We start from the raw sequence: 21,763 nt of genomic DNA, 5'->3' as shown, positions 1-21,763 counted from the left end.
GGCGGGATGGCAGATCAGGCGCCGGTGATCGTCTGGTTCCGCCGTGACCTGCGGCTGGACGATCACCCGGCGCTTGCCGCCGCCGCAGAGACGGGGCGGCCGATTGTTCCGCTTTTCATCCATGACGAGACGGTCGAGGTGCTGGGCGCTGCACCGCGCTACCGCCTTGGTCTCGGGCTCGCAGCTTTCGCCGCCGCTTTGGAACGGCGCGGGCTGCGGCTGATCCTCAGGCGGGGCAGGGCGCTAGAGGTTCTGAAGGCGCTTGTGGCGGAAACCGGCGCACGCGCCGTGCATTGGACGCGGTATTATGAGCCCGCCCATATCGCGCGGGACCGCCAAGTGAAAAGCTGGGCGGCCGCTTCGGCCATCGAGGCGCGCAGTTTCCCAGGGGCGCTGCTGCACGAGCCGACGCAAATACTGACGCAGGCGGGCCATCCCTATTCGGTCTTCACCCCGTTCTGGCGACGCCTGCGGCAGGGGCCGGTCCCGGCGCCCGAAGCTGTGCCGCCCTTACTTCGCCCACCCGCGACCTGGCCTGCGAGCGACGAACTCGCCAGTTGGAAGATGGACGCGCCGATGAACCGCGGCGCGGCGATCCTGCGTCCGCACATACGGCCGGGCGAGGCGGCGGCGCTGGAGCGCCTGTCGACTTTTCTAGAGGAGAAGCTTCACCGCTACGCCGACCGTCGAGATTTTCCGACAGAGGAAGCCGCGTCAGGCCTGTCCGACCACCTCGCCTGGGGTGAGATTTCGCCGCGCCGGATCTGGGCCGAGGCGATGGCGCGCAAGGATCATGACGCCGCGCTCGACAGCGCCGCCGAGAAATTCCTCTCCGAACTCGGCTGGCGCGACTTCGCCTGGCATCTCATGTATCACAATCCAACGCTGGCGACCGAGAACTGGCGCAAGGGTTGGGAGGCCTTCCCCTGGCGTCGCGACAATGAGGATGCTGCACGCTGGCGACGAGGCATGACCGGCGTGCCGTTCGTCGATGCCGGAATGCGCGAGATGTATGTCACCGGGCGCATGCACAACCGGGTGCGGATGGTCGCGGCCTCGTACCTGACCAAACACCTTTTGACCGACTGGCGGGTGGGCCTTGCATGGTTCGCCGACTGTCTGACCGACTGGGACCCGGCCTCGAACGCACTCGGCTGGCAGTGGGTCGCGGGCTCCGGCCCGGATGCCGCGCCCTATTTCCGTATCTTCAATCCCGATGCGCAAGCTGACCGTTTCGATCCAGAGCGGGTTTACTGCAACCGCTTCCTCGGCGAGGGCCGCGACGGGCGCGGCGCTTTCTCCGACGCCTATTTCGATGCGGTACCCCGATGGTGGAACCTTGACAGGGCCACTCCCTATCCAAAACCAATCATTGAACATTCCGCCGGGCGCGCCCGGGCCCTTTCCGCCTACGAGCACTTCCGGGGCCAGTGATCACGAAATCGTTGCCCGGGCGGATTTTCTTGCGCTAAGCTCCCCTCATCGGGGGATGCGACATGGATATTCTGACGACAACAGAGGGACAGACCCGCCTGCCGCGCTATTTTGCGCAGGTCTTTCAGATTGCCCAGACATTGAACCGCGGACGGCTGGACTTCGTTCTGGAGGACGGACGGCGTTTCCGTGCAGAGGGAAAGTCGGCAGGGCCGGTTGCCGAAATCACTGTCCACGATCCGGACATCTTCGCGCGGCTGATCCGCGAGGGCGATCTGGGATTTTCCGAAGCCTATCTCGAAGGCGGCTGGTCGACGCCTGATCTTCAGGCCTTCATGGACCTCGTCCACGACGGCAATGACAGCGTCTATGACGGCTTTCCCGGCATGGGTTTCCTGCGGGCGCTGGAGCGGCTGCGGCACTGGATGAACGCCAACACCAAGCGGCAGGCAAAGAAGAACATCGCCTACCACTACGACCTCGGAAATGAATTCTACCGGCTCTGGCTCGACGATACGATGACCTATTCCTCGGCTCTGTTCCAAAGCGGGCAGGAAAGCCTGGAGGCAGCGCAGCGGGCGAAATATGCGTCGATGGTCGACCGGATCGGCGCGCAGCCTGGCGATCACGTGCTGGAGATCGGCTGCGGCTGGGGCGGGTTCGCCGAATATGCGGCGGGTGAGCGGGGACTGAAAGTCACTGGCCTGACGATCAGCCAGGCCCAGCACGATTTCGCGGTCGAGCGGATGAAGCGGGCGGGATTGTCGGATCGGGTCGAGATCAAGCTGCAGGATTATCGTGACGAGAAAGGCCGCTACGACGGCATCGCCTCGATCGAGATGTTCGAGGCGGTGGGCGAGAAATACTGGCCGGTCTATTTCGACACACTGCGCGAGCGGCTGAAACCCGGCCGGAAGGCCACGCTGCAGATCATCACGCTGCAGGAAAAGCGCTTCGAGGTCTATCGCAAGGGCGTGGATTTCATCCAGAAATACATCTTCCCGGGCGGTATGCTGCCTTCGCCCACGGCGCTGCGGGCGGAAGTGGCGCGCGCCGGGCTCGGGCTGGTCGGATCGCTCGAATTCGGTGAAAGCTACAGCCAGACGCTCAGGCGATGGCACGAGACCTTCAATACCCGGTGGGATGAGGTGGCGAAGCTCGGTTTCGACGAACGGTTCCGCCGGATGTGGAACTTCTATCTGACTTCTTGCGCCGGGGCCTTCAGGTTCGGCAATTGCGACGTGACCCAGATTACAATTGAAAGGCCGGTGTCCTGAATGCCTACCGCTTCCAAACTTTTTGCAGCGTTCGGCATGGCGCTGGTGGCCTTCCTGAGCGCCGAGATATTCAAGCCGCACATGCCTGCGGGCACCCAGTTCGGCGCCTTCTCGCCGCTCAGTGCCATCATCGGCATCGTCTGCGGTTGGCGCATCCTGGGCCCGGCGACCGGTGAGGGTTGGTGGCCGTCGGCAAATGCAGGGCTTCGTGCCTCGCTCGGGGCGCTGGCGCTGGCGCTTGTGCTCTTCTCGACCGAGGAAATGCTTGTCCAGGCGGTCCGCAAATATTACGACACCCCGACCGAGGCGATCATGGGGCTGATCGGGATCGCCGCCGAGATCGTGCAGCGCATGCTCGCGGCCGACTTCTTGCTCGTGCTTCTCGGGGGCGGTATGCTGGCGGGCGTTCTCAGCGAGTGGGCCGGGCGACGCTGGAGATAGCTGCGGAGACCGGTTTGTGACATCGCTTTTCCTGCATGGTGCTTTGCGCCATGCTCCGCTTGCGGAGGTCGTTCTGGGCTTATCCGTTACGACCGAACCCGCGAATCTTCCCGATTTCTCCGAGGTCTGGCTTGACGGTGGCGCGCGCTCGGCGCTTGTGCCCGGCGGCGACGGAGCGGATGGCCTGATCGTGACCGACATCGATGCGGAGGCGCTCGCGCGGATGGATTTCTACGCGGCGGTGTTCGGAGATCGGCCTGCGGAGGCCACCGTCACGATGCGTGACGGGCGCGCACAGAGCGTGCGCATCTATCACCGCGCGTCGCAGCCGGCCGATGCGGCGACGGCGGGGCGGGCGGCCGAATGGCAGGCCCGGTGGGCCCCGACGGTGACCGCAGCGGCTGCCGACATAATGGTGCGGCACGGCGCAGGCTCGCCCGAGCGGCTCGGGCGGCGCTACGGGCAGATGCTCACCCGCGCCGGGGCGCGCTTGCGCGCCGAGACGCCCCGGGGCGGAACGGAAACCTTGCGCCGCAGCGTGTCGCCCGATGACGTGTCACGCCTGCGGCTCGACCATCCGTACGAGGCCTTTTTTGCCGTCGAGGAACATGATTTGTCCTACCGCCGGTTCGATGGCTCGATGGGGCCGGTTCTCAAGCGAGCGGTCTTTATCTCGGGCGATGCGGCGATCGTATTGCCCTATGATCCGGTCCGAGACCGGGTGCTCCTGATCGAACAGTTCCGCGCTGGGCCTTACGCGCGTGGCGATGCCAATCCCTGGCTTCTGGAAGCGATCGCGGGCCGGGTCGACGGTGGCGAGACGCCGGAGGAAGCGGCTTTGCGGGAGGCCGAGGAAGAGGCGGGGCTGACCATCGACCGGCTGATGCCAGGGCCGAGTTATTATCCCTCACCAGGGGCAAAGGCCGAGTATCTGTATTCGTTCATCGGCCTTGCCGACCTGCCTGACGGGATCGCAGGCCTGGGTGGGCTCGCGGACGAGGCCGAAGACATCCGCAGCCACCTCATCCCGTTCGCCCGGCTCATGGAGCTGCTCGCCACGGGCGAGATCGACAATGCACCCCTGATGCTGATCGCCTTGTGGCTGGAACGGGAGCGCCCGCGCCTGCGGGGCACTTGATATTCCTGTTGGCCCGCCTCGCGGCCGGGAGTAGCCTTGGGCCCGTGATCCCCCGTCTTGAGGCTCCTCGCATGAAGGATTTCCATCCACCGCCTCCCGCCCTGGCCGAGGTGGCTGACGGGCGCTGGTACTCCTGTTTGACACCTGAGCTCGAGGCGCTCCGCAAGATCGCGCGGCATGCCTGCTGGCGGCACGCAACGATGGACCCGGCTGAGCGCGGCCCGATGGCGCCGGAGCTTGCTGAACTATTGGCAGAGATCGGTGCAGACGTCTTGATCGAGGCGCCCTTTCACGTCGCCTATGGAGGGAACCTCGCACTGGGTGACGGCGTATTCATGAATGCCGGCTGCGTCGTTCTCGACACGGCACCGGTGCGGATCGGCCGGCGGACGTTGCTCGGCCCTTCCGTCCATATTTACTGTGCCGATCATGCCCACGGGGCCGACGAACGGCGCCTTGGACTGGAGCGCGCCTTGCCGGTGACGATTGGCGAGGATGTCTGGATCGGGGGCGGTACCATCCTGCTGCCCGGTGTTACGGTCGGGAATGGCGCGATGATTGGCGCCGGCGCGATCGTCACGCGCGACGTAGCGCCAGGCGCGCGCGTGGTTGGCGGCCCGGCCCGGCCGATCTGAATACTTCAAAAGCGGTTCAAGAAAAGGGGCGTAAATGACACGGGCCGGCGCATTGGCGCCGGCCCGTAATTCTGTCGGAAGTCCTCAAGCAGCCTTCAGAAGTCCGTCGTCCTTCAGGCCCGCATAGCATTCGTCCAGCGACTTGCGCGCGCGGGCGATCAGCACGTCGATTTCCTCGGGCTTGATGGTAAGCGGCGGGGCGATGATCATCCGGTCGCCTACATGGCGCATGATCAGGTTGTTGGCAAAGCAACGCTCGCGGCAGCGGTAGCCGACGGTGCCGGTTTCCGAGGCAAACTTGGCGCGCGTTGCCTTGTTCGGCGTTAGCGCGATCGAGCCCATCAGGCCCACGAGCTTGGCTTCACCCACGAGCGGATGATCGACCAGCGCCTGCCAGCGTTCGTTCAGATAGGGATGCGCGACGTTGCGGACATGGTCAATGATCCCTTCCTCTTCGATGATCCGCAGGTTCTCCAGCGCGACGGCCGCCGCGACCGGATGGCCCGAATAGGTGTAGCCATGATTGAAGTCGCCATGCGAACCCAGCACCTCGGCCACCTCGTCGCACATGATCGACCCGCCGATCGGCGCATAGCCCGAGCTGAGGCCCTTCGCGATCGTCATGATATGCGGCTTGATCCCGAAGGTCTCAGACCCGAACCAGTTGCCGGTGCGGCCAAAGCCGGTGATGACCTCGTCGGCGATCAGAAGGATGCCGTACTTGTCGACGATGCGCTGAATCTCCGGCCAGTAGGTCGAGGGCGGCACGATCACCCCGCCCGCGCCTTGGATCGGCTCGCCGATGAAGGCCGCGACCTTGTCGACGCCGAGTTCGAGAATCTTCGCCTCAAGCTCCTGCGCCCGCATCAGGCCGAAGGCCTCGGGCGTCATGTCGCCGCCCTGCGCCCACCAGTTCGGTTCGCCGATGTGGACGATGCCGTCGATCTTGCCGCCATGGGCGTGGATCGGCGCCATGCCGCCGAGCGAGCCACCGCCCATGGTCGAGCCGTGATAGCCATTGTGCCGTGCAATGATCACGCGTTTCTCCGGCTGGCCCTTGATGTCCCAGTAACGGCGGACGGCGCGGATGTTGGTGTCGTTGGCTTCCGAACCGGACCCGGCAAAGAACGTATGGTTCAGATCGCCCGGCGCGAGTTCCGCGAGCTTCGCGGCCAGCGCGATCGCGGGCACATGCGAGGTCTGGAAGAAGGTATTGTAATAGGCCAGCTCGTCCATCTGGCGCTTGGCCACTTCGCCCAGCTCCTTGCGGCCATAGCCGATGTTGGTGCACCACAGGCCCGCCATCCCGTCGAGAATCTTGTGGCCTTCGCTGTCGGTCAGCCACACGCCTTCGCCGCGCACCATGATGCGCGCGCCCTTGCGGGCCAGGGCGGCATTCTCAGTGAACGGATGCATATGGTGCTTGGCGTCGAGCGCCTGCAGCTCTTTCGTCGGCATATGGTTGGTGATCTTCGTCATCTTGCCCTCACAATCCCAGGGGTGCGAGGCCCTTTTGCCCGGAACCGGTCGGGGAATCATCCCCCGGTCCGACAAGGTGCCATTAGCGTCAGAATAGTCGGGGCATGGCGGTTGTCAAGAAATTTGATCAAATTTCTGGCAGGCCTTGTTGCCGCACGCCACGCGCTCCTTGGGCGGCTCAGCGAAGAGCGCACGCAGCGCGACGATAAGCGACCGGTCAGACCTCTCCGGCCTGCAGCGCCTGGCGCACCATATCGACGCCTTGGGCTATGTCGGCCTCGATGGCGCGGGCAAGCGCGCGGCCGTCGCCTGCGCGCGCGGCCTCAAGCGCGTCCAGATGACGGTCGGGCAGGCGCCCTTCACTGTAGCGCGCCGCGACGACACGCAGCGACGGGCCGAACCGCAACCACAGCGACTGGGCGATCTCGACCAGAACCTGGGCGCCGGAGGCCTCGTAGAGCGTGAAGTGAAAAAGATGATTGCCGGTCAGATAGGCGGGAATGTCACCGCGCCGGATCGCCGGGTCGATCCCGGCATCGATCTCGACCAGCCGCTCGATAGTTTCGCCTGAGAGGCGCGGCGCGGCAAGCTCCGCGATCTTCGGCTCGACCGTCAGGCGCGCGAAGGCGATCTGGTCCAGAAGCGTCGCCGTCAGGCGCGGGACCGAAACGCGGCGGTTACCGTGGAGTGTCAGCGCCCCTTCCGCCGTCAGACGCCGGATCGCCTCGCGCACCGGTGTCATGCCAGCGTTGAGCTCCTTGATAAGCCCTTGAATGGTAACGGCTTGTCCGGGTGCGAGCCCGCCGGTCAGGACCATGTTGCGCAGCTGAACATAGGTCACTTCATGGGTCGGGACTTTCCGATCCTGTCCCTCGGTTCCACCGATATCCATCGAGCCAAGCCCTTTGCGACCTTTTGGTCAAATTATCGACCAGAGCCGTCCGGATCAAGCCTCAGCAGCGATCAATCTTCGTCTACTAAACTTTTAGTTTGACAATGAGACGAATCCCGTTACTCAATTCCATCAGCCAGCTGGAGACTGGCTCAGCATTATTCGGGAGGAGACAGGATGCGGAAGTATCTGCTCTCCGCCGTGGCGGTGTCTGCCGTCATGGCGGGGTCGTGGCCGGCATTTGCCGACGAGGCCGCGGCACAGAAATGGATCGACGAGGAATTCCAGCCTTCGGCTTTGTCGAAGGATGATCAGATGGCCGAGATGAAATGGTTCATCGAAGCCGCCAAGCCCTATGCAGGCATGGAAATCAACGTGCTGTCGGAAGGGATTCCGACGCATTCCTATGAATCGCAGGTCCTGACCAAGGCCTTCGAGGAAATCACCGGCATCAAGGTCAACCACCAGATCCTCGGCGAGGGCGAAGTGGTGCAGGCCGTCCAGACCCAGATGCAGACGAACCGCAACCTCTATGACGGTTACGTCAATGACAGCGACCTGATCGGTACCCATTCGCGCCTGCAGCTGGCCTATCCGCTGTCGGACATGATGGAAGGCAACTGGAAGGCCACGACCAACCCAGGTCTCGACCTCGCCGACTTCATGGGCGCGAAATTCACGACCGGCCCTGACGGCAAGCTCTACCAGCTTCCGGACCAGCAGTTCGCCAACCTCTACTGGTTCCGCAAGGACTGGTTCGACCGCCAGGACCTCAAGGACGCCTTCAAGGCCAAATATGGCTACGATCTCGGCGTGCCGGTGAACTGGTCGGCCTACGAGGACATCGCCGAGTTCTTCACCAACGACGTGAAGGAAATCGACGGCACCGCGATCTATGGCCACATGGACTATGGCAAGCGCGCGCCTGACCTCGGCTGGCGGATGACCGACGCCTGGTTGTCGATGGCGGGTGCGGGTTCGCCCGGCGAGCCGAACGGTATCCCGATCGACGAATGGGGTATCCGGATGGAAGCGGGTTCCTGCAATCCCTCGGGCGCAAGCGTGTCCCGCGGTGGCGAGGCGAACGGCCCGGCGGCGGTCTTTGCGATTGCCAAATGGGACGAATGGCTCAGGAAATACGCCCCTCCGGGCGCTGCCTCCTATGACTTCTACCAGTCACTGCCTGCGCTTTCGCAAGGCAACGTCGCCCAGCAGATCTTCTGGTACACCGCCTTCACCGCCGACATGGTGAAGCCGCAGTCTGAAGGCAACAATACGGTCGATGCCGACGGCAACCCGCTGTGGCGGATGGCGCCCTCGCCGCATGGTCCCTATTGGAAGGAAGGCCAGAAGGTCGGTTATCAGGACGTGGGCTCCTGGACGTTCCTCAAATCCACCCCGGAAGACCGGGCGCAGGCCGCTTGGCTCTATGCCCAGTTCGTCGTGTCGAAGACGGTCGACGTGAAGAAATCGCACGTGGGTCTGACCTTCATCCGCGACAGCACCGTCCGGCATGAAAGCTTCACCGAACGCGCGCCGAAGCTTGGCGGTCTCGTTGAATTCTACCGCTCGCCCGACCGCGTCCGCTGGTCGCCGACCGGGATCAACGTGCCCGACTATCCCAAGCTCGCGCAAATCTGGTGGCAGCAGATCGGTGACGTGAACTCGGGCGCCTTCACGCCGCAAGAGGCGATGGACCGTCTGGCCGAAGAGATGGACATCACCATGGCCCGCATGCAGGCAGCCGACGAAAGCGCCAATGTCTACGGCGGTTGCGGCCCGCGTCTGAACGAGCCCAAGGACCCGTCCGAATGGCTCGGCAAGGAAGGCGGCCCCCATGCCAAGCTCGAAAACGAGAAAGAGCCGGGCATGACCGTCAACTATGACGACCTGATCAAGCAGTGGGCTGAGAACTAAGCTCTCCCCGGCGGTGGCCAGCGATGGCCACCCCTGCCGGGGCCTCCGGTCATCTTCCGGGGCCCCGGTTTTTCCATGATGGGTGCGACAATCGAAGAAGGAAGGGACGGATGGCGCTTGAGCTTCAGGCTGTCACCAAAAGGGTCGGACAGGCGGTCCATATCAAGGAAACCTCGCTCGTCTTCGAACCCGGCCGGTTCAATGTGCTTCTGGGCGAGACCGGGTCTGGCAAGACCTCTCTGATCAAGCTGATGGCGGGTCTCGACCGGCTGGCGTCGGGCAAGCTCTTGATGAACGGTCAAGACGTGACCGGCCTTAGCCCGCAAAAGCGCAATATCAGCCTCGTCCACCAGTTCTTCGTGAACTATCCCCATATGACCGTATTCGAGAACATTGCCTCGCCACTCAGGGTCGCGGGCCTCGCCGCCTCGGAAATCCAGGGACGGGTCGAGGCGGCAGCGGATGTGCTGAAACTCCGCCCGATGCTGAAGCGTCGCCCGCATGAGCTTTCTGGCGGCCAGCAGCAGCGCACCGCGCTTGCCCGCGCCATCGCCAAGGAATCGACCGCCGTTTTCCTGGACGAGCCGCTCGCCAACCTCGACTACAAGCTGCGCGAGGAGTTGCGCGACCAGTTGCCCGACCTTTTCGCAGGCCGTGGCGCCGTTGTGGTCTATGCCACCTCTGAACCGGCCGAGGCGCTGATGCTTGGCGGCCAGACCGCGCTGATGCAGGACGGGCGGGTAACGCAATTCGGTCCGACGGCCGAGATATACCGGCACCCCAATACGCTTGTCTCGGCGCGGGTCTTTTCCGATCCCCCGATCAATGCGGCACCGGCAATCAAGATGGGCGACCGGATGCGGCTGAAGGCGGGCGCGGAGTGGCCGCTCGCCGGTGCCGCCGCGAACCTCGCGGACGGGCCTTATACGGTCGCGGTCCGCCCCCATCACGTCCGGCCAATGCACGGTTCGGCGGCCGAGGTGAAGCTGACGGGGCCGATCATGGTGACAGAACTGTCGGGCTCCGAAAGCTCCGCCCATTTCCGTCTTGGCGATGATACCTGGGTCTCGCTCGCCCCGGGCGTCCATCCGTTCGAGGTGGGCCGCGCCCATGAATTCTACATGGATCCCGCCAATTGCTTCTATTTCGCGCCCGACGGCGCGCTTGTCGCCTGAGGGGACGATGGCCAAGATCACGCTCGACAAACTCCGCCATTCCTACATGGCCAACCCATCGGGGCCGCAGGATTATGCGCTGAAGGAGCTCAATCTCGATTGGGAGGATGGCGGCGCCTATGCGCTTCTCGGGCCTTCCGGTTGCGGGAAATCGACGCTTCTCAATATCATCTCGGGGCTTTTGGTGCCTTCAGAGGGTCGCATCCTGTTCAACGACCGCGACGTGACCACACTGCCGCCCGATCAGCGCAATATCGCGCAGGTTTTCCAGTTCCCGGTGATCTACGACACGATGTCGGTCTTCGACAATCTCGCCTTTCCGCTCCGCAATCGCGGCATCGACGAGGGCCGGGTCAAGGCCCGCGTCGAGGAGATTGCCGCAATGCTTGACGTGACCGAGATGCTGAAGGTCCGCGCCGCGAACCTCTCACCCGACAACAAGCAGAAGATCTCGATGGGCCGCGGCCTCGTGCGAGAGGACGTGAACGTCATCATGTTCGACGAGCCGCTGACCGTCATCGACCCGCACCTGAAGTGGAAACTGCGCTCGAAGCTGAAGGAACTTCACCACCGGGTCCGGGCAACCATGATCTATGTGACCCATGACCAGACCGAGGCGCTGACCTTCGCCGATCAGGTGGTGGTGATGCAGGACGGCGAGGTGGTGCAGATCGGTACGCCAGTCGACCTGTTCGACCGGCCCCAGCACACGTTCGTCGGCCATTTCATCGGTTCGCCCGGCATGAACGTGCTCTCTTGCGAGGTCCGCGATGGCGGCGCTTTCGTCGCTGGCCATCAGGTTTCGCTGGAAGGGGCCGTGACGGTCGGCGCTGGCAGAACCGAGGTCGGCATCCGGCCGGAATTCGTTTCGCTCAGCGCAACCGGCCTGCCCGCGACAGTGCGCAAAGTGTCCGATCTCGGGCGTCATTCGGTGGTTGAGGCGATGCTGGGCGACACGCGGGTGAATGCGATCGTCGAGGGCGCGGTGCCGGGGCAAGGAGAGGCGGTGCATCTGACCTTCCGCCCCGATCAGACGCGGCTTTACTGCGACGGCTGGATCGCGAGCGAAAAGGGGAGGGCCGCCTGATGCGCAAGGTCAATCAGAAAGGCTGGCTGTTCGTCCTGCCGGTAGTCATCCTAGTGGCCTTCAACGCGCTCATCCCGATGATGACGGTGGTGAATTATTCCGTGCAGGAGACGTTCGGCGACAATGTCTTTTTCTGGCACGGGCTTGGCTGGTTCGAGGATATCCTGAAATCCGACCGGTTTCAGGCGGCTCTCGGACGGCAGGCCTTCTTCACCTTCCTCATCCTGATCATCGAGGTGCCACTCGGCGTGATCATCGCGCTTTCGATGCCGAGGAAGGGCTTCTGGGTGCCGGTCTGCCTCGTCACCATGGCCCTGCCGATGCTGATCCCGTGGAATGTGGTGGGTGCGATGTGGAACATCTTCACCCTGCCGGACATCGGGCTTCTGGGCTATTTCCTCAACCATGTGCTGGGTGTCACCTATGACATGACCCAGAACCCGACCGCCGCCTGGATCACGATCATCACCATGGATGTCTGGCACTGGACGTCGCTTGTCGTGCTTCTCTGTTACGCAGGCCTCGTGTCGATCCCCGACGCCTATTACCAGGCGGCCAAGATCGACGGGGCGTCCAACTGGGCGGTCTTCCGCTACATCCAGCTGCCGAAGATGAAGCAGGTGCTGACCATCGCCGTGCTTCTGCGGTTCATGGACAGTTTCAACGTTTATACCGAGCCTTTCGTGCTGACCGGCGGCGGCCCCGGCAATTCGACGACGCTTCTGTCCATCGATCTCGTGAAAATCGCCCTTGGCCAGTTCGACCTCGGGCCTGCGGCGGCGATGAGCCTGATCTATTTCGCGATCACGCTCTTTGCCTCCTGGCTCTTCTACACGCTCATGACCCGGCACGATGTGAAGTGAGATAAAGATGCGCAAAAGATCCATCATTCCGATCCTTTACATCGCCTTCCTCATGCTGCCGATCTACTGGCTGGTGGCGATGAGCTTCAAGACGACGCAGGAAATCCTGGGCGGTTTCTCACTTTTCCCCCAGACTTGGACGCTGGCTAGCTACCGCACAATCTTCACCGATCCGACCTGGTATTGGGGTTACATCAACTCCATCGCCTATGTAACGATAAACACAGTGATTTCCGTCACCGTTGCACTGCCTGCGGCCTATGCTTTCTCGCGCTACCGGTTCCTCGGCGACAAGCAGCTGTTCTTCTGGCTCCTGACCAACCGCATGGCGCCCGCCGCCGTCTTCGCGCTGCCCTTTTTCCAGCTCTATTCAGCGGTCGGGCTGTTCGACACCTATTGGGCGGTGGCGATGGCACATTGCCTCTTCAACATCCCGCTCGCGGTCTGGATCCTCGAGGGTTTCATGGGCGGCGTGCCGAAGGAACTGGACGAGACTGCCTTCGTCGACGGCTATTCCTTCCCGCGCTTCTTCCTGAAGATCTTCCTGCCGACGATCAAGGCGGGCGTCGGTGTCGCGGCTTTCTTCTGTTTCATGTTCTCCTGGGTCGAACTTCTGCTCGCCAAGACCCTGACCGCCGTCTACGCCAAGCCCATCGCCGCCACGATGACCAAGACCGCCTCTTCGGCGGGCTACGAGCTCGGCCTTCTGGCAGCCGCCGGCACGCTGACCATCATCCCCGGCGCCATCGTGATCTGGTTCGTCCGCAACTATATCGCCAAGGGCTTCGCCCTGGGGAGGGTGTGATGAGATACGCCGCGTTCATGCTGACCCTGATGCCCGTCGTGGCCAATGCCCAGACGGCGGGCTGGGGCAATCTCGGCAAGGCCGAGGACAAGGGCTTTTCCTGGACGGCGCCTCTTTGGCCCTCGTTCTGGATGGCCTGGACGCCCGCGACGCTTGCGGTCTTCATCGGGATCTTTTCGGCCATGGCCCTGCTGACCGTCCTGGAAATCCGCAGGCCCGGTGGCGACGAACGCACCGGCATCCTCGGCCTGACCACCACCCGCGGCGACCGGCTGTTCATTTCTCTCCTTGGCACCAGCTACATCTTCATGGCCTGGCTCTGGCTCATGGGCATGCCGCTCTGGTGGCCGCTCGCGCTTGCGATCGCCTGGGGTGCCTTCTGTTTCTGGAAAGTATGAGACCCGGAACAACCCCGGCTTTGCGAATGCGCCCGCCGCTGCTAGGATCGATGGAGTGCAAGGTGACGATACGAGGATCCGCCCCCGAAATGCGCACGAAGAAGAAGCCCGAGATGCTGACCGAAGTCGAGCTGGAATTCATGTCCCGGCTTTGGGAGCTTGGCGAGGGAACGGTGCGCGACGTGCTTGATACGCTCGGCGAAGGCCGCAAGCTCGCTTATACGTCAGCGGCGACGATCCTCCGGATTCTCGAACAAAAACAATTCGTGACCAGCACGAAACAGGGCAAGACCTTCACATACAGGCCAGCGCTGACAAAGGATCTTTATCAGTCGCGCAGCCTGAGAAACCTATCCGAGAAGCTCTTTGACAACACGCCCGTCTCGCTCGTGGCGCGCCTCGTCGACGACAACGATCTGTCCGAGGAGGCATTGGACGAGATTCGGGCGCTTCTGGATAGGAGGCTCAGGAATGGCAAGTCTTAGGGACCTGATCGACGCCTATCTCGACGTCAACATCCTTCTGGCCTACGCCTGTGTGCTGTGGATCATGGCGCGGTTCGCGCTTCGGCTCGCGGGTCTCGGCCATGCCTATACGGCGCAGCTCCGGGCGATACGGGCGGTCTTTCTGGCGATCGTCTTTTCGCCTTTCGCGCTTTGGGCAGTGACGCAGGCGACCGACGGGGCGGATGTGGCGCTCTTTGACCGGATCAACCTGGCCGACTTCGTCGTCTCTCAATATCTGCAGGGCAACTTCCAGATGTCGCCCGAGCGGCTGGAAACCATCCTAGGCGCGCGGCGCACACTGGCAGCGGGGGAGTTTGGTGCGCTTGTGACCGTCGTTCTCGCGCTTTTCGCTGCGGGGTTTGCCTTCTTCTTCTTCCGCCTCGCGGCGAGCATGCTCAAACTGCGCAGGGTGCTCGACGACAGTTTCGTCTGGCGCCGGATTGGCCGGGTCGAACTTCGTCTGTCAGATACCACAACGGTGCCCTTCTCGACCCGCGGCCTGCGACGCCGGATCATCGTCCTGCCCTCGACCATGCTGGCCGAACCGGAGGACATGCGCATAGCGCTTGGCCACGAGCTCCAGCATCTGCGCCAACGCGATGTGGATTGGGAGATCGCAATGGAAGTGCTGAAGCCCTTCTTCTTCTGGAACCCGGCCTTCCATATCTGGCGGCGGATGGGCGAGGAGCTGCGTGAGCTTTCCTGCGACCGGCAGGTTATCGAACGGCGCGGCTATGACGTCGCGGCCTATTGCCAGTGCCTGCTCCGGGTCTGCCACAACAGTTTGAAACGGCGGCGGCTGTTTGCTCTTCAGGCGCCGGTGGTGGCGCTTGTCCAGACCGAAAGCCGTCTTTTCGGCCACCGCTCGGTGCAAGTCCTGCGCCACCGCATGGTCTCGCTGATCGACGGCAAGGCGGAACGGCATCCGGGCATGGTCGCGGCGCTGCTTCTTGGCCCGCTGGTCGCGCTGACGTTTCTGGCTGCCGTCGCCATCCAGCGGCCGGGCGACTGGAGCCAGGACCGGCTGATGCTGTCGACCATCATCAACCTTGAGCGGCTGGCAGTGATGAACGCCAATTCGACGCTGACGCAGCCGAGCTACTGAGCTTTCGGCCCCAGAAGCAGGATCTGCACGTCCGCGACATTGGTGCCGGTGGCGCCGGTGACCAGCAGGTCGCCTGCGAGTGAGAGCGCGCGGTAGCTGTCGTTCTCTGCCAGAAGAGCCTGCGGGTCGCCGCCCGCCGCCACGATCCGGCCCTGCGTGCCCGCATCTACGATCCCGCCCGCAGCTTCTGTCGGCCCATCGCGCCCGTCGGTGCCGCCGGACAGGAACAGCCAGTCGCGCCCGAGATCGGGCAGCGCCAGCGCCACGCGCAGCGCCAGTTCCTGATTGCGCCCGCCTAGGCCATTGCCCTTGAGGGTAACGGTCGTCTCGCCCCCGAAAATCAGGCAAGAGGCGCCGGGCGGCGCGCGGCGCGCGGCGGCGATGACTTCGGCCGCCGCATCGCCCACGTCGCCTGTCAGCCGGTCCGAGATGATCTCAGCCCTACTGGAGCAGGTATCCCGGATCGCCTCAAGGCTCATGCGGTTCGAGCCGATCAGCCGGTTGCGTGCAGGCGGCAGTGGGCTCTCGCCACCCGCCTGCGCCTCCAGATGGGCGCGTACGGCGGCTGGCAGCTCTGCCCAGACGCCACGCTCCTCCAATAGTCGCCGCGCATCGGCGCGGCTGCCGAGCGGCGCGACGGTGGGGCCCGAGGCGATCGCACGCAGATCGTCGCCGACCACGTCCGACAGGATGAAGGCCTCGACCGGGGCAGGGTCGGCGAGCCTGAGCATTCCTCCGCCCTTCAGCCGCGACAGCTGCTGGCGGATCAGGTTGATTTCGGTGATTTCATAGCCATAGGCCAGCAAGAGCCGGTTGACCGCCGCCTTGTCTGAAAGCGTCAGCCCCGCCGCGGGTGCGGGCAGAAGTGCCGATCCGCCACCCGAAATGAGCGCAACCACCCGGTCGGCCGCCGTCGCACTCTCCAGCAGTTCAGCGACTGCAACCCCTGCCTTTGCGCCGTTCTCATCCGGAACAGGATGGCCCGAGGCGATGACCTCGGCCCCCGCAAAGGGTCTCGCATTCTCGTAGTTGGTGACGACGAGTGCCCGCGCCGGGGCGCCCTTCAGGTGCCTGAGCACCTCTTCGGCCATCGGGACGGCGGCCTTGCCGACCGCGATCACGATCCAGCCGCCCCCCGGCGAAAGTGCCTCAAGGGGGGAGGCAAGGATTGCGCGCTTCAACGCCCCGGCCGGGTCGGCGGCCTGAACGGCCGCCTGAAAAAGCCGGGTCGCTTCCGCGCGCATGTCCATCTTACACTCCGGCAATCTGCTTGGCTTTTTCCACCAGCACCTCTGCCTGACGGATCGAGGCATAGTCAATCAGCCGCCCGTCCAGCGACACCGCGCCCTTGCCCTGCTTGGCCGCCTCCATCATCGCTTCAAGGATGCGCTTGGCGCGCGTCACTTCCTTTTCCGACGGGCTCATCACCTCGTTCGCCAGCGCGATCTGGCTCGGGTGGATCGCCCATTTGCCCTCGCAGCCAAGAACCGCCGCACGCTTCGCCGCCGCCTTGTAGCCCTCGGGGTCCGAAAAATCACCGAACGGCCCGTCCACGGGACGCAGCCCGTTCGCCCGCGCCGCGACGACCATGCGCGCCAGCGCATAGTGCCACATGTCGCCCCAGTGGGTGGCGCGGGTCGCGTCCTCCAGCGGGTCGGTCAGCACCGCGTAATCGGGGTTCACGCCGCCGATGATGGTCGTGCGCGCGCGCGTCGAGGCCGCATAATCGGCCACGCCGAAATGCAGGCTTTCATTCCGTTTCGAGGCCGCGGCAATTTCATTCACATTCTGCATGCCGAGCGCGGTTTCGATAATATGTTCAAAACCGATGCGCTTCTTAAAACCCATCGCATCTTCAATTTGCGTCACCATCATGTCGACCGCATAAACATCCGCAGCCGTCCCGACCTTCGGAATCATGATCAGGTCGAGCCGCGCGCCGGCCTGTTCGACCACGTCCACGACATCGCGGTACATGTAGTGCGTGTCGAGCCCGTTGATGCGGACCGACATGGTCTTGGTGCCCCAGTCGATCTCGTTCAGCGCCTTGATGATGTTCTTGCGCGCCTGCGCCTTGTCATCGGGCGCGACCGCGTCCTCGAGATCCAGGAAGATCACGTCTGCGTCGGATTGCGCAGCCTTTTCAAACATTTGAACGGCGCTTCCCGGAACGGCGAGTTCAGAGCGGTTGAGACGGGCAGGGGCCTGTTCGACGGTATGGAAACTCATGGGGCGAATCCTTCGCGGCTGGGTGTCATCGACGGGCGGCAGAGAAGGAGGAAGGAATCCGCTTCTGTCAAGCAAGAAAATTGCGTGACAGACTGTCGCAGGGAAAGATCGTGACGCCTTCGCAGGGGCCGGTCAGGACCGCCCGGTGCCGTCCTTGGCCAGCCGAGAGGAATAATAAAAGGCGATGGCCTGGGCGCGATTTCGGACGCCGAGTTTTTCAAAAAGATTCGAGAGGTGGAATTTCACCGTATTGGTCGAGATTTCGAAATCCCGCGCCAGTTCCTTATTCGAATGACCCTTGGCCAGAGACTCCAGCAGCGCCTTTTCCCGACGGGTCAGTTGCGCGATCGGATCTGCCTGCAGGTCGCGGACGTCGAGGAAGGGAAAGACCATCTGCCCCGCCGCAACCGCAAGGCAGGTCTCCAGCAGTTTTTCGGCCGGATTGGTGCGGGCGACGAAGCCTGCAGCACCGGCGAGCATCGCGAGCCGCGCCACCTCGCCCCGGCTTTCCTCGCCATAGACCACGATCCGCGGCGCGCCCGGCTGGTCGCGCAGAACCTCGATCAGCTTCTGCCCGCCAAGCGCGGGCAGCATCCAGTCGATCACCGCCACCCGGACCGGCACCCGCATCACCGCGCCGAGAAAACCCTCGGCTGTTGCCGAGGTCGCCACCAGCGAGAATCGGGGATCGCGGTCGAAAAGTTCGGACAAAGCCTGCAGCACCAAGGGATTGCTGTCGGCGAGCGAAAGGTCGATCGGACTTTCCGTAGCGTTAAGTCTTTGATCTGCCATCTGATTTTCCCAAAACCTACCCATATAGGTGGGTGAATGTACTGTATGCGGAGGTATTCCAACCCGAACGGGCAGGAAAAATACTACCATAAAAGACACCCGAAAGCAGGAGTAAGGCAGGTTGTGACACGAGGGCAACCGGTTTTTGTTGGCGTCACATTCTCTGCAGGACCGCCGATGCCCGACACGATCGCATTTCCAGCCCTCTCGATCCCCGAAACGCTCGCCGCCGGCCCGGGGCCGGGCAATACCGATGCCCGCGTCCTCGCGGCCTTTGCCCGGGCAGGTGTTGCCGATCATATGCAGGCGGACGTGCTGCGCGGTATGATCGAATGCAAGCACATGCTGCGCAGCCTCTGGGGTACGCAGAACATCCACACGTTCGGCGTGGGTGGCACCGGATTTTCGGGCCTCGACTGCATGCTGAGCGCCATACTGCCCGGCGACACAGTGGTCGCTTTCACCAACGGCACCTTCAGCGGCATCGACTGCCTGACGATCCGCATGAAGGCCGCGACCCGCGAGGAACTGAAAGCCGATCCGCTGAACCCGCAGGCAGCCTCGGTCACAGTTATCACCGTGCCACATGGCCAGTCCGTGACCGGAGAGGCGGTTGAAAAGGCCCTGGCCCGGCACAAGCCGAAATGGGCCTTCATGGCGCACTGGGAAACCGGGTCGGGCCGGATCAACGATCTACAGGGCTTCTCCGACGCCTGCGAGCGCCACGGTGCGCTTGGTCTTGTCGATGCGGTTTCCTCGCTCGGCATCGCCGATTTTTCGATCGATGAGTATCCGGGCGTGCATGGCTGGGCCTCATGTCCGCAGAAGGGCGTTCTCTGCCTGCCGCTGACCTACGCGCCGGTGTCCTTCACCGACCGCTACATCGCCGAAGTGCGGGCGAACGGTGCCGCGACCTATGTGCATCATCCGATCCTCGAGGCGCGCCATTGGGGCGTGATCGACGGCAAGGATGTGGCCCAACCAGCCTATCACCGCACCCATTCTTGCTATGCGGTCGCCGCCTTCCACGAAGCGCTGCGTCTGACGCTGGAACATGGCCGGGCGCAGAAGGCCCGCGATTATGCCTTCCACGAAGCGGCGCTGCGCGCCGCCGTCGAAGCCATGGGCTGCACCGTCACCTCGAACATGACCTCGCTCGTGGTTCTTGACCTGCCGCCCGCGCTGAAAGGCCGCGAAAAGGAACTGGTGCAGACATGCCGTGCCGCTGGCTTCGGTATCTGGCCGACGCTGTCGGAGCCGGTACAGGTCCGGGTTGGCATCCTGAACCAGCTTGGCGAAGGTCCGATCACCGAGATCGTGAGTCGCTTTGCCGATGCGCTGAACGTGCTCGGCGCGGGCGTGAACAAGGAACATGTGATGGACGGGCTCGCCCGCCATTACCGGGCGGCGCTCGCCGCGGAATAGGGAGGACGTCATGGATATCCATGAATATCAGGCCAAGGACATATTGAAGAGCTTCGGGGTCGCTGTTCCCGACGGCGCGCTGGCCTACAGCCCCGAACAGGCGGCCTACCGGGCGCGCGAGCTCGGCGGCGATCGCTGGGTGGTCAAGGCACAGGTCCATGCGGGCGGGCGCGGCAAGGCGGGCGGCGTGAAGCTCTGCTCGTCGGATCACGAGATCCTCGACGTGACCTCTGACATGTTCGGCATGAAGCTCGTCACCCATCAGACCGGCCCGGCGGGCAAGGGCGTCTACCGCGTCTATGTCGAGGCGGCGACGGCCTTCGAGCGTGAAATCTACCTTGGCTTCGTCCTCGACCGCACGACCCAGCGGGTGATGATAGTCGCGTCCGGCGAAGGCGGCATGGAGATCGAGGACATCTCGGCCACGCGGCCCGATTCCATCGTCCGTTCTACCGTCGAACCGGCGGTTGGCCTGCGCGACTTTCAGGCGCGCGAGATCGCCTTCGCGCTTGGCATCCCGGCGGCGCTGACCCAGCAGATGGTCCGTACTCTGCAAGGCTGCTACCGCGCCTTCACCGAGCTTGACGCGACGATGGTCGAGATCAACCCGCTCGTCATAACGTCGGACAGCCGGATCATGGCGCTCGATGCCAAGATGACCTTCGACGGCAATGCGATGTTCCGCCATCCCCAGATCGCCGAACTGCGCGACAAGAGCCAGGAAGACCCGCGCGAAAGCCGCGCCGCCGACCGGGGGCTTTCCTACATCGGGCTTACTGGCAATATCGGCTGCATCGTCAACGGCGCTGGCCTTGCGATGGCGACTATGGACACGATCAAGCTTGCGGGCGGGGAGCCTGCGAATTTCCTCGACATCGGCGGCGGCGCGACGCCGGAACGGGTGGCGAAGGCCTTCAAACTCGTGACCTCGGACAAGAATGTGCAGGCGGTTCTCGTGAACATCTTCGCGGGCATCAACCGCTGCGACTGGGTGGCCGAAGGCGTCGTGCAGGCGCTCAGGGCCGAGCCGGTGGACGTGCCCGTGGTCGTTCGCCTTGCGGGCACGAATGTCGAGGAAGGCCTCAAGATCCTTGCGAAATCCGGCCTGCCGATCATCCGCGCGACCACGCTCATGGAAGCGGCGCAGCGCGCGGTGACGGCCTGGAAGAATGATATGGCGCAGAATACCAAAGTGAGGGCCGTGAAATGACCATCTTCATCGACCGCAATACCCGCGTCATCGTTCAGGGGATCACCGGACGGATCGCGCAGTTCCATACGCAAGAGATGGTGGAATATGGCACGCTCGTCGTCGGCGGCGTGGTGCCGGGCAAGGGCGGCGAAACCGTCCATGGCGTGCCGGTCTTCAACACGGTGAAGGAAGCGGTGGCGGCGACCGGGGCCAATGCCTCGATCGTCTTCGTGCCGCCGCCCTTTGCCGCCGACAGCATCATGGAAGCGGCCGATGGCGGCATCCGTTATTGCGTCTGCGTGACCGACGGTATCCCCGCGCAAGACATGATCCGGGTGAAGCGCTACATGATGCGCTATCCGCGCGAGAAGCGCATGGTTCTGACCGGGCCGAACTGCGCGGGCACCATCTCGCCCGGCAAATCGCTTCTGGGCATCATGCCGGGCCATATCTATCTACCTGGAAACGTTGGGATTGTCGGCCGGTCGGGCACGCTTGGCTATGAGGCGGCGCAGCAGCTGAAGGACCTCGGCATCGGGGTCTCCACCTCGGTCGGCATCGGCGGCGATCCCATCAACGGATCGTCATTCCGCGACGTGCTGGAAGCGTTCGAGGCCGACCCCGATACCGAAATCGTCTGCCTGATCGGCGAGATCGGCGGCCCGCAGGAAGCGGAGGCTGCCGAGTATATCCGGAACCATATGACGAAGCCGGTCGTCGCCTATATCGCCGGTTTGACTGCGCCGAAGGGCCGCACGATGGGGCACGCGGGCGCGATCATCTCAGCCTTTGGCGAGAGTGCGTCGGAGAAGGTCGAGATCCTCAGCGAGGCGGGCGTAACGGTCGCCGAAAACCCGTCGGTCATCGGCGAAACCGTGGCGCGCGTGCTGCGGCGCAAGGCGGCCTGAAGACGCAGTCTTGCCGGGCGGTGGGACCGTCCGGCAAGGTATGGCGGCACGTATGGCAGAACGTA

General features: G+C 63.7%; 21 protein-coding genes. 16 read left to right on the top strand and 5 right to left on the bottom strand.

All coding sequences use genetic code 11. The features are described 5' to 3' along the window. Positions 1–6 precede the first annotated feature (6 nt). The 5 genes from OU426_RS03345 (at position 7) to OU426_RS03325 (ending at position 4,925) form a co-directional block, all read left to right on the top strand. Entirely contained in the window at positions 7–1,434 is a 1,428-nt protein-coding gene (locus tag OU426_RS03345; protein WP_267632426.1) for a cryptochrome/photolyase family protein, read from the top strand. A gap of 62 nt (positions 1,435–1,496) precedes the next feature. Beyond that, positions 1,497–2,711 (top strand): SAM-dependent methyltransferase, encoded by a 1,215-nt coding sequence (locus OU426_RS03340; RefSeq protein WP_267632425.1) that lies wholly within the window; start codon positions 1,497–1,499, stop codon positions 2,709–2,711. Beyond that, the gene (locus OU426_RS03335; RefSeq protein ID WP_267632424.1) at positions 2,712–3,152 is read left to right on the top strand and encodes a TrgA family protein; all 441 of its coding nucleotides are present in this window, start codon (positions 2,712–2,714) and stop codon (positions 3,150–3,152) included. 16 nt (positions 3,153–3,168) lie between these two features. Next, the gene (locus OU426_RS03330; protein WP_267632423.1) at positions 3,169–4,290 is read left to right on the top strand and encodes an NUDIX domain-containing protein; all 1,122 of its coding nucleotides are present in this window, start codon (positions 3,169–3,171) and stop codon (positions 4,288–4,290) included. A 71-nt stretch (positions 4,291–4,361) separates the two neighbouring features. Then, positions 4,362–4,925: a sugar O-acetyltransferase gene (locus OU426_RS03325; RefSeq protein ID WP_267632422.1), complete on the top strand. Its 564-nt coding sequence runs from the start codon at positions 4,362–4,364 to the stop codon at positions 4,923–4,925. Between the two features lie 84 nt (positions 4,926–5,009). Here OU426_RS03325 and OU426_RS03320 read toward each other — a convergent pair whose 3' ends face one another. Together OU426_RS03320 and OU426_RS03315 are read right to left on the bottom strand one after the other, a co-directional pair. Next, positions 5,010–6,404, bottom strand: a complete 1,395-nt coding sequence (locus tag OU426_RS03320) for an aspartate aminotransferase family protein (RefSeq protein WP_267632421.1) — start codon at positions 6,402–6,404, stop codon at positions 5,010–5,012. Between the two features lie 217 nt (positions 6,405–6,621). After that, on the bottom strand, positions 6,622–7,296 hold the full coding sequence (locus OU426_RS03315) for a GntR family transcriptional regulator (RefSeq protein ID WP_267632420.1): 675 nt from the start codon (positions 7,294–7,296) through the stop codon (positions 6,622–6,624). 177 nt (positions 7,297–7,473) lie between these two features. On the opposite strand from OU426_RS03315, the gene OU426_RS03310 reads away from it, so the two are divergent. The 8 genes from OU426_RS03310 (at position 7,474) to OU426_RS03275 (ending at position 15,152) form a co-directional block, all read left to right on the top strand. Continuing rightward, positions 7,474–9,213, top strand: a complete 1,740-nt coding sequence (locus tag OU426_RS03310) for an ABC transporter substrate-binding protein (RefSeq protein WP_267632419.1) — start codon at positions 7,474–7,476, stop codon at positions 9,211–9,213. A 110-nt stretch (positions 9,214–9,323) separates the two neighbouring features. Continuing rightward, the gene (locus tag OU426_RS03305) at positions 9,324–10,388 is read left to right on the top strand and encodes an ABC transporter ATP-binding protein (protein WP_267632418.1); all 1,065 of its coding nucleotides are present in this window, start codon (positions 9,324–9,326) and stop codon (positions 10,386–10,388) included. 7 nt (positions 10,389–10,395) lie between these two features. After that, on the top strand, positions 10,396–11,475 hold the full coding sequence (locus tag OU426_RS03300; RefSeq protein ID WP_267632417.1) for an ABC transporter ATP-binding protein: 1,080 nt from the start codon (positions 10,396–10,398) through the stop codon (positions 11,473–11,475). After that, positions 11,475–12,338, top strand: a complete 864-nt coding sequence (locus tag OU426_RS03295; protein ID WP_267632416.1) for a carbohydrate ABC transporter permease — start codon at positions 11,475–11,477, stop codon at positions 12,336–12,338. The genes OU426_RS03300 and OU426_RS03295 overlap by 1 nt, the downstream gene beginning before the upstream one ends. A 7-nt stretch (positions 12,339–12,345) precedes the next feature. Continuing rightward, positions 12,346–13,143, top strand: coding sequence for a carbohydrate ABC transporter permease (locus OU426_RS03290; RefSeq protein ID WP_267632415.1), 798 nt, complete (start codon positions 12,346–12,348; stop codon positions 13,141–13,143). A gap of 131 nt (positions 13,144–13,274) precedes the next feature. Then, positions 13,275–13,541 (top strand): DUF2160 domain-containing protein, encoded by a 267-nt coding sequence (locus OU426_RS03285; protein WP_324289799.1) that lies wholly within the window; start codon positions 13,275–13,277, stop codon positions 13,539–13,541. 89 nt (positions 13,542–13,630) lie between these two features. Further along, a complete protein-coding gene (locus OU426_RS03280; RefSeq protein WP_267632904.1) occupies positions 13,631–14,026 on the top strand; it encodes a BlaI/MecI/CopY family transcriptional regulator in 396 nt (131 codons plus the stop codon). Next, on the top strand, positions 14,013–15,152 hold the full coding sequence (locus tag OU426_RS03275) for a M56 family metallopeptidase (RefSeq protein ID WP_267632413.1): 1,140 nt from the start codon (positions 14,013–14,015) through the stop codon (positions 15,150–15,152). Before OU426_RS03280 ends, OU426_RS03275 begins: the two co-directional genes overlap by 14 nt. Here the strand turns inward: OU426_RS03275 and OU426_RS03270 are convergent. From OU426_RS03270 to OU426_RS03260, 3 genes are all read right to left on the bottom strand, one after another. Next, entirely contained in the window at positions 15,146–16,402 is a 1,257-nt protein-coding gene (locus OU426_RS03270; RefSeq protein WP_267632412.1) for a glycerate kinase type-2 family protein, read from the bottom strand. The two genes, OU426_RS03275 and OU426_RS03270, sit on opposite strands and share 7 nt — an antisense overlap. 1 nt (position 16,403) lies before the next feature. Continuing rightward, complete coding sequence (locus OU426_RS03265) at positions 16,404–17,381, bottom strand: HpcH/HpaI aldolase/citrate lyase family protein (protein ID WP_267632411.1); 978 nt, start codon at positions 17,379–17,381, stop codon at positions 16,404–16,406. A gap of 132 nt (positions 17,382–17,513) precedes the next feature. Then, complete coding sequence (locus OU426_RS03260) at positions 17,514–18,173, bottom strand: response regulator transcription factor (protein ID WP_267632410.1); 660 nt, start codon at positions 18,171–18,173, stop codon at positions 17,514–17,516. 177 nt (positions 18,174–18,350) lie between these two features. Between OU426_RS03260 and OU426_RS03255 the strand changes: the two genes are divergently transcribed. Genes OU426_RS03255 through sucD form a run of 3 tightly spaced genes read left to right on the top strand, consistent with a single transcriptional unit; the run spans position 18,351 to position 21,698 of the window. Then, positions 18,351–19,598: an aminotransferase class V-fold PLP-dependent enzyme gene (locus OU426_RS03255; RefSeq protein ID WP_267632409.1), complete on the top strand. Its 1,248-nt coding sequence runs from the start codon at positions 18,351–18,353 to the stop codon at positions 19,596–19,598. Positions 19,599–19,608: 10 nt separating this feature from the next. Continuing rightward, entirely contained in the window at positions 19,609–20,808 is a 1,200-nt protein-coding gene (locus OU426_RS03250; protein WP_267632408.1) for a malate--CoA ligase subunit beta, read from the top strand. After that, positions 20,805–21,698: a succinate--CoA ligase subunit alpha gene (gene sucD / locus OU426_RS03245; protein ID WP_267632407.1), complete on the top strand. Its 894-nt coding sequence runs from the start codon at positions 20,805–20,807 to the stop codon at positions 21,696–21,698. Before OU426_RS03250 ends, sucD begins: the two co-directional genes overlap by 4 nt. Positions 21,699–21,763 lie beyond the last annotated feature (65 nt).

The organism is Frigidibacter sp. RF13 (assembly GCF_026626305.1).
Taxonomy (GTDB): Bacteria; Pseudomonadota; Alphaproteobacteria; order Rhodobacterales; family Rhodobacteraceae; genus TMP-24.
This window is presented reverse-complemented; position numbering and strand designations above follow the sequence as displayed.